This window comes from Caballeronia glathei (assembly GCF_000698595.1).
In the GTDB taxonomy this organism is placed as follows: Bacteria; Pseudomonadota; Gammaproteobacteria; order Burkholderiales; family Burkholderiaceae; genus Caballeronia; species Caballeronia glathei.
Map to the genome: position 1 here is coordinate 25,896 of NZ_JFHC01000078.1, position 6,509 is coordinate 32,404.

The 6,509-nt window shown below is 57.4% G+C and carries 5 protein-coding genes; 4 read left to right on the forward strand and 1 reads right to left on the reverse strand.

From position 1 onward, the window contains the following. The first annotated feature begins 52 nt into the window (after positions 1-52). From BG61_RS32220 to BG61_RS32235, 4 genes are all read left to right on the forward strand, one after another. A complete protein-coding gene (locus BG61_RS32220; RefSeq protein ID WP_035938458.1) occupies positions 53-541 on the forward strand; it encodes an NUDIX domain-containing protein in 489 nt (162 codons plus the stop codon). A gap of 330 nt (positions 542-871) precedes the next feature. After that, positions 872-1,204, forward strand: a complete 333-nt coding sequence (locus BG61_RS32225; RefSeq protein ID WP_035938460.1) for a cupin domain-containing protein — start codon at positions 872-874, stop codon at positions 1,202-1,204. A 911-nt stretch (positions 1,205-2,115) separates the two neighbouring features. Next, positions 2,116-2,829, forward strand: a complete 714-nt coding sequence (locus tag BG61_RS32230) for an alpha/beta fold hydrolase (protein ID WP_035938462.1) — start codon at positions 2,116-2,118, stop codon at positions 2,827-2,829. Positions 2,830-3,543: 714 nt separating this feature from the next. Then, on the forward strand, positions 3,544-4,233 hold the full coding sequence (locus BG61_RS32235) for a cysteine hydrolase family protein (RefSeq protein ID WP_370818098.1): 690 nt from the start codon (positions 3,544-3,546) through the stop codon (positions 4,231-4,233). A 346-nt stretch (positions 4,234-4,579) separates the two neighbouring features. On the opposite strand, the gene BG61_RS32240 is transcribed toward BG61_RS32235, so the two are convergent. Beyond that, entirely contained in the window at positions 4,580-5,716 is a 1,137-nt protein-coding gene (locus tag BG61_RS32240) for a porin (protein ID WP_035938464.1), read from the reverse strand. Positions 5,717-6,509: the final 793 nt, after the last annotated feature.

The window sequence follows — 6,509 nt, forward strand, 5'->3', positions numbered from 1 at the left end:
TCACGGCGGACCCGGAAGATCATCCGGCCATGAAAGGAAAGGAGAGAACTCAATGCCAAGCCTCGAGCAAGTGCGGCCAGCTACACTTGTCGACTCTGTGTGGCGACTGGTGCTTCGGCTCGGATTCCCGTTCGTTCGTGCCTGGTGGCACCTTCGACGGCCTCGCCACGAAGGTGCGCTAGTAGCAATCTACGTCGGGCGGTCGCTGTTGCTCGTGAAGTCATCGTACCGGGCCGAGTGGAATTTTCCCGGCGGTAGTATTCGGCCCGGTGAGACGCCGGATGCAGCGGCACGGCGTGAAATGGAGGAGGAGATTGGTGTGTCGACGCACGCATTGCTCCCCGCGGGCAGTGCCTGCGGCATTTGGGACGGAAGAAGAGACCGGGTGCATTTCTTTGAACTGCACCTAGATTGCATACCGGAACTGCGGCTCGATAATCGAGAGATTGTCGCCGCGCATCTGGCATCGCCGGAGGAATTGCACGGCATCGCTCTGACAGAGGCGGTCGCTGCGTATCTCGGCAGAGATCTCAACATTTAGTTGCCCCTTTTCATTTCGGTTATCTCGACGCGTTTTGGTGACGGGAAAGCAGCCGGTCGGTCACCACCCGTCGACCGATTGATTGAAAGCGCGGTCACTGCGATGGCTCGCTCGCTTCCAACATCGGCCAGTGGTCTTTACTAATTCTTGGGCGATATCGGAGAGTTTTGCCGGCGCTATCACGTGCTACGATGTCCGTAGGACGTGTGCCGATCGGCTTGCGTTCGCTCACTATCCCGTATGCGTAGTGCGTCCGCGTTTAACTTGACGTAGGCATTGACGAGCGATGCTTCCCGACGAGAATTTTGAAAGTTGACGTGAGGTCGAGCCATGCAACTGCAAACGGGTAACCTGTTCAGCTTCGAAACGAAGCACGGCGGCGAAGAGCAGATCGACATGCTCATCACGGGTCAGCGCTTGAACGTGGAGCGGATCGTGTCGATGGGACACGCGAGTCCCGAAGGATTCTGGTACGACGACTCGCGCGCCGAATGGGTTGCACTGCTCTCGGGCGCAGCCGTGCTCGCCTTCGAAGAGGACTCGACGATGCACGACATGCATCCCGGCGACTACGTGCTGATCGAGCCGCATTGCCGGCATCGCGTCGCATGGACGCATCCCGAAGAGCAAACCGTCTGGCTTGCGATTTACCACGAACGCTGAATCGAGCACCGATTGATACGCCGCAATTGACTATCGTCGACAGGCAAACGGCTGATCGCGGTTAATCGGCTGAGGCATAGTGGCCAGGTCGAGATGCCCGGCAAAGACCGAACACCGCCTTTGACGTCCCCATTCCATGAATGGGTAGTCGCGCTCACTGACAGACTGCCGAGGACGGGTTTGATTCTGTGCGAGCACCCGGTTCCTGACCAGCTCACATGTCTTTGGGTCCGGCCCCGGACGCACAACGTGCGTCTCGTTCCGAGCCTGGATGATGGGCGATTCGTGACGCAGCAGGCATCTTGAGCGCGCGTGCCTGCGGGCGAACATGGTTGTACCTCGCATATGACCGCGTGGGCGTGCTGCGGCCAACGCGGCCTCGCAGCGATAAGGCGCAAGCCTGCATTTTCCCACTGCCAACGGCGAGCGGCACAAGGCACAGTGCTGCCGTTAAGATCGACGCAGCGAGCGGGTCGCGGGCATGTCCGTATGCAACCATCCCATCTGGCGCTCATCGGAAGGTCCTAAAAGCACCGCATATATGACATTTGAACCGCCTTCAACTGAACTTATCCTTCCGCCATTGCTTTGCGCCTTCGCTGCCGACAAGTGTCAGGACAGTTGATGCTGAAAGCACTCCCGGCCGGTCGTCCTGGCGGCACATTGCTCGATCGAAGCCTTCGAAACATCACCGGTAGCATCGCGGTGAAACGGCGACGCTTCACTTCTCTCATGAGAGAGCAAGAGGGATGCAAGCACGCGAGGACTTGGAGGAGAAAAGTGGATCGTCTGTCGCAATCCTTCCTCCCTGAAATCGCACTGTTACAAACAGAGATTGCAATGACGTAGTCGGCCTTGACTATCACGATTCTCAGACGACAAGCACACCAACCATCAGGAGCGACTTTTGTATGAACTCAAAGCCCAAGCATACTTATGTACTCATCGCGGGCTCTTGGCATGGCGGATGGGTCTGGCGTGACGTGATCCCCGGCCTGCGCGAGCTGGGACACGCGGTCACCGCACCCACGTTGACCGGACTCGGCGAGCGACGCAACAATGGCACCGACGATACAGACCTCAGTACTCACGTTGACGACGTGATTGCTCATATCGAAATGGAAGGCCTGCAGTCCGTCACCTTGGTCGGCTGGAGTTATGGCGGTATGGTCATTACTGGCGTGACCGCTCGAATTCCCGACAAGATCAAATCTCTGATCTACCTGGACGCCTATGTACCGGAGGACGGTAAGGCCGTCGTTGACTATGCGCCAGCGGAGTTGCGCGCCGCCCTGGTCGACGTGTTCATGAAGGAGCGCAAGTCAGTACCGCCCTTCCCACTGGAAATGTTTGGCGTAACAGATCCATCACTCGTCAAATTTGTGACGCCGCGCCTTACCTCTCAGCCATGGCGAACTTTGTATGAGCCTGTGCAGGCGCGACCTGTGCCACCCAGCATTTCCATCGCCTATGTGTATTGCTCGGGGTATCAGTCCCTGTTCACTGGGTTCTATGAAAAACTCAAAGATGATCCGCGTGTTCGAACGGCCGTCATCGACACAGGCCATCTCTGCATGCTCAGCGAGCCATTGAAGACCGTGGAAATACTGGCGGATCTGGCATAGGCACTCGCCGTGTCTACGGGCTCGTTGTACTGCTTCATGCACACGATCATGCACACGAGCCGACGCAGTTCTCCTTCCCATCGGGGGCCTGCACAGGCCGATGACGAGCGGTGGGTGCTGTCAAGCGTCGCCGATCTTGATTCGAAGCCGTCGGTCGACAGTGGCACACTTCCTTCGCTGCCAAGTGGCTGAATAATTCGGCGCATTTTCTTGGCGATGAGGTGGATGCTCGTAGTTGACACAATTGCCAGGGTAACCGAGACAGATGTCCTTCGCTCTACGGCGGCCGACCACGCCGGCCGTTCGATGTCGCCATTCGTTCGCGCGATCAGTTGGTTATTCGGGCGTTGGCTTGCCCCCACAACGGACTTTAACTGGGTGCAGGTGTCCGAACGGACGCGCCGCGAAATGGCCACCGGCGGGAGCATGACAGTGCTGTATGCAACTGGAGAGTTCTCGCAGGACTCGCCGCGGCGTTGCTCTGCGCAGAAAGACTTCGCGGAAATTGCATTCTGCAGCCTGCCCCTTCGGTCGCGTTGGCTTCTTAATCATTGCCTTGTTAATAGATTGCACGCGGAGCCCACATGTGGACTCATCAAGCGCCCCGTCCCTCGGCGTCCGCGTGCAGGAGCGTGGAAGCGCCATCGAAATCTGTCGGACTGTCGTTGCTTTTCAGGCCACCGTTTCCTAATCTGATCGGAGAGGCTCAGGTCGATGAAGCCGGCGAGCCGTCATGCACTCTATTGGAGATCCGAAGTGTCCTTTGATCGAACTGAGACAGCCGTGGTTTTCATCGATCCGCAAGTCGATGTCTTGAGCAAGAACGGCAAGAACTGGGGCGCGGTGGGAGCAAGCGTGACGGAGAACAAGACGGTAGAAAACATGCTGCGAATCTTCAAGGCGGCAAAGTCGGCGAAGTTTGCAGTCTTTATATCACCACATTACTTTTTTCCGACCGATCGCGCATGGAAATTCAATGGACCGCTGGAGGCGGATGAATTCGCTACCGGTACGTTTGCGCGTAGTGGCCAGTTGAGTCTGGAAGGTTTCGAAGGCTCCGGCGCTGACTGGCTCGACGAATTCAAGCCTTACATCAACGACGGTGAGGCGATTGTCGTGAGTCCGCACAAGGTTTTCGGACCGCAGACCAACGATCTCGTCCTTCAACTGCGCAAGCGCGGAGTGAGAAGGGTGGTACTCGGAGGCATGCTTGCAAACATGTGCGTGGAGTCACATCTGCGTGATCTGCTCGAACAGGGATTCGAGGTTTTCGTTGTTAGCGATGCCACCGCCGGACCGCGGCATCCCGTTTGGGGCGACGGATACAAGGCAGCGATGATTAACTATGCGTTTCTCGCGCACGGCGTGGTGACAACCGACGAGGTTGTGGCTTCAATGAAATGACGCACAGGTAAGATCGGCTGACAGTCGAATAGACGGTCAGCAAAAATGATCGCATTTGCCCCGTTGCGAGGCCCCGGCATGTCCCCCGGACGGACTGCCGACCGCCTACTTACTCCGTCGCAATGTCGCATGACGCAGCGCGAAGCCGAAAAAGCCGTGGCGCGCGAGAAGTTCGATCCCGACGCGTCGCTGAGCAGTGTCGTCCTCGGTTCGCCTGCGAGTGAGGCAACCTTGTGTTCGCGAGACGCGTACAGGCGCGATCGAAAGGCAAATTCAACGCTCGCGCGCTGCCTTCGCGTGTTCCGGGCGCGACGAAGCGGCGGTCGCGCCCGTGCATGCGCATGCCCTAAAAGCGATGACGCAGGCCCGCCGTCACTTCAACCTGATTGCTGGTCGATGAAGGCGCGGTCAATCCATTAATGAACGCCACCCCCAGTGCGGTGTTCTGGCTCGTGCTGACTGACTGGTAGACACTCTGCAGATACACATCCGTGCGTTTGGACAGGTTGTAATCCGCCATCAGACCAACCTGGTTCCAGTGTGGAGCACCGCTTCCGGTGTTACCGCCTGCGCGTGAGTAGGTATAGGCCCCGGACACGTTCATCGCTGGCGTCAGGTTATAGCGGATATTGCCTTCGAAGTTCTGGATATGGGTGCTCACGCCGGTCTGAAATATTTCAGTGAGGTTGGTCTGCGTGTAGACGAAACCAACGACAGCCGGTCCGAACGCGTAATTCACCCCCGCTCCCCACGTCTGCTGGCGCGCGGCAGTAAGCGTCTGCCCGTCAGTCACGGCGCCGTTGGCGTTGAAGTTGGCCGCCGCCTGCGAACTAGCGCCGTTATTCAGGTGAAGGTACCCGGCGCCAAAGTTCAGGGGACCCCAACTGTACGATGCCCCCACGCTATACGCACGGTTGTTCGCAAAAGCGCCTGCCGCGTTGGAAAAGCCGTACAGTCCGCCGAACCGGAATCCCGCGTAGTTCGCACTCTGGTACTTGACCGAGTTGTTGATCGAGAATGAGTTGTTGTTCAGGTTATCGTTGTTGAACGGGTGTGCGAAGTGCGTGCCGCCATACGCTGTACCAGTCAGCGCCAGCGGTCCCACAAAATCGATCATGCTGTCGTACTGGCGGCCAAATGTTAAAGCACCAAAATCGACGCTCGACAGGCCGACAAAGGCCTGACGGCCAAACTCCCGACCGTTCTGTGTAAAGGTCCCGTTGTTCAGGTTAAAGCCGCTTTCCAACGTGAAGATTGCCTTTAGGCCACCCCCCAGATCCTCCGCTCCGCGCAGTCCCCAGCGACTGCCCTCCACCGAGCCGCTCGTCATCTGCACGTTGCTGCGACCGCCTTGATTGGTGAGTTGGCTGTTCGTGTAAGTAATGCCTGCATCGATCAGACCATATAGCGTAACGCTGCTTTGCGCCTGTGCGGCAATCGCAAACACGCCCAGAAGGGCTGCCGCTAAAACGTTTCTTTTCATGGCATCACTCCGGAATATAAACGGCGAAATAGTTTCACAAAAGGATAACCGCAGATTCAGAAGCACAAAATCGCGAGAATCTCCCGCTGTCAATCTCGCCGCATCTATAGGTCGTGACGGCATGAAATCAGCAATCCGTTATTAATAGTTAGTTGGTTTTGGCAAATTCATTATTCACCCTTGCGCATCCGATAGGTAGCGGGATGGATTCAATGTTGCAACGAGCCGACAGATCAACCTTCCATGAAACTAAATAAATCAGAAAATCGGGACCCATAATGGTGCGCATTAGGATGTGTCGTCGGCGACTTTGAGCACGCGGCCGTTGAAAACTGAGTTTTGGCCTTTAGACAGAAGAGGTAGGTGTCGCAAAGTCGGCCCGTGTACAGCGAAGATAAATGACCGGTGCCTCCATGTTGGCTGGTCCATGGCCCAACCGTTCGCGCATTTCTCAGTGCGGCCGTTTAGTGCAATCAAACTGTCCGACGAATGGGTTGCATCCGCCGCAGCTTCCCAGCAACCCGCCTGCCACGGTCCGCGGCACGAAGGGCATCCGGTGCGGTGCAGACTCTTTTCCGGTTCGAGTCCGCCTGCCCGAACTCGGCACCCTCCCAGCGGGAGAGGGGCGCGCGAAGCCCTGCTCCAATACGATACGTTGCAACTAAGGGCGCACGACATCGACAACGCCCCTGACCGATCGCGAAGCGCGGTTACGCCGCGAGCCGACCAAAGCACATTTCCTTACCGGAAGCCCTCATGCAATTCTTCGACGATTCGCTGCACCCCGAAAACC

Coding starts and splice junctions, on each gene's coding strand:
- BG61_RS32225 (WP_035938460.1), top strand. CDS start 872: ATGCAACTGCAAACGGGTAACCTGTTCAGCTTCGAAACGAAGCACGGC.
- BG61_RS32230 (WP_035938462.1), top strand. CDS start 2,116: ATGAACTCAAAGCCCAAGCATACTTATGTACTCATCGCGGGCTCTTGG.
- BG61_RS32240 (WP_035938464.1), bottom strand. CDS start 5,716: ATGAAAAGAAACGTTTTAGCGGCAGCCCTTCTGGGCGTGTTTGCGATT.
- BG61_RS32220 (WP_035938458.1), top strand. CDS start 53: ATGCCAAGCCTCGAGCAAGTGCGGCCAGCTACACTTGTCGACTCTGTG.
- BG61_RS32235 (WP_370818098.1), top strand. CDS start 3,544: ATGAAGCCGGCGAGCCGTCATGCACTCTATTGGAGATCCGAAGTGTCC.